Raw genomic sequence first — 1725 nt, 5'->3', positions numbered from 1 at the left:
AACCCCAATCCATATCTGCATTACCCTTCAACGAGTTGCGCTTTCTCGGTATCACAGCCTGAACCCCCTTCTTCGTTATCTGTTCCCGTAACCATTCGCTGTCATAGCCCTTGTCCGCAACTATTGTTTTTGCGTCAGGCAACCTGGCAATCAAATCAGGTGCGGCACAACAGTCATTGACTTCTCCACCGGTGATTCCAAACTCAACTGGCAAGCCATAACCATCGACCGCTAAATGGATCTTGGTGGTATTGCCTGCACGGCTTTTCCCGATAGCCTGCGATTCTTGACTCGCTGCTCCCGCACTATGTTGATGCGCTTTAACATAACTGCCATCCATAAATCTCCATTCCCAATCCGGATCAACAGCCAATGCTTTGAAAACATTCAGCCATTTCCTGCTCAATGACCATGCATTGAATCTTTTATAGATGGAATTCCAGCAGCCGAACACCCTGGGCAGATCGCGCCACGGACAGCCAACCCGCATTCGATACAGTATGCCTTCTACCGTCATGCGCAGATTGCGCTTGTTATAAATCGATTCTTGAAGCAGAATCTTCTCCAGCTTCGACCAGTACTCATCATTGAGCATCATTCGGGGCATCGCAAACTCGTTTTGTTGGGGGTGTAGGAACCCCAATATTACGAGTTTGTTTCTATCTATGAAATACTTATCTTAAAACGTCAACAGACCCTAGAAATCTGACTGGAGTACTGTTCAACCATTATTTATCTGTCAATCCAGTTGGGCATCAGTCAATGAATCATCCCCTGCTAGTCTCGCAAAAATTAATTTAGCTACAATTTCCTATTAAAATATTAAATTTTAATAAAATCAATTAATTACCTCGTTATTCCTGTTTGAATAGAATTTTAAGAAGGCGGATTCAAGCTTGAAGTATAACTTTTATATGGTTAACAAGAGGTAAGCTGCGATACATCCTAGCTTCTTGAGCGATCAAATAAAAAGAAGGTTCATCCGGCAAATGCGTACACAGGAGTTCAACCGACCAGAACATAACTGGTTTCATGCAACGCCATAATTTTTACCTTAAAGAATTCAACATCTCTAAAGCCATAAGCCATTTTATGTAACGGTGTGATCTTGTTGTTGATGCCTTCCAATGGTCCAGTTGATAAGCCATTGAAGTCGAAATAGGCAAGGATGCCTGAACGATAAGTGGCAATGATTTTAGAGAATTGCTTGAGCATGTTGATATCAGAAGCAGCGGCCTTTTTTTCCCATTCGTCAAGCGCTCTTTGCGCTGCGGTTTTATCTGGCTGATGCCAACTATTGCGTAATTCTTCTTTCATATAACAGGTTGTTGCCAAGGGTTCATTAAGCTTGAGTGCTTCCTCCAGACGTTGGCGCTCATTGCGCGTGTCATCCAGATTGTCAGGATGCTTGAGCAGCAGCCAACGAATACCTTTCAAAACGGACTTCCCCAACCCATTCTCTGCTTCTCGTTGCAGATCGCGGCGCAACTTGGTCAGTTTTTCATTAAACAGCTTGATGAGATGAAAGTGATCGAATATTAGTGGAGCCTCTGGAATATGGCTCTGTACCGCACTGTGTAAGCTTGGCCCATATCGGTCGCAACCGCTTCAATCTGCGCACCTGATCATTTCAAACGTTTCCAGAATGGAATCAACGCCCACAAAAATCATTGCGCCACGTTGAAGATCGAGAACAATGGTTAAATAGCCCAGTTTCTTGCCTTA

1 protein-coding gene and 1 pseudogene are annotated in these 1725 nt (G+C 43.8%); both read right to left on the bottom strand.

Annotated features, from left to right (window positions below):
• Positions 1–607 (bottom strand): IS5 family transposase (locus BM122_RS21190; protein WP_074907651.1); only part of this gene is annotated, 607 nt, incomplete at its 3' end.
• A gap of 398 nt (positions 608–1005) precedes the next feature.
• Positions 1006–1566 (bottom strand): annotated as a pseudogene (locus tag BM122_RS21185) (ISL3 family transposase); the annotation flags it as partial.
• Positions 1567–1725 lie beyond the last annotated feature (159 nt).

It is taken from the genome of Nitrosomonas communis (assembly GCF_900114745.1).
Classification (GTDB): domain Bacteria; phylum Pseudomonadota; class Gammaproteobacteria; order Burkholderiales; family Nitrosomonadaceae; genus Nitrosomonas; species Nitrosomonas communis_A.
The sequence above is the reverse complement of the archived record's forward strand: the minus strand, read 5'-3'. Positions and strand labels throughout refer to the sequence as shown.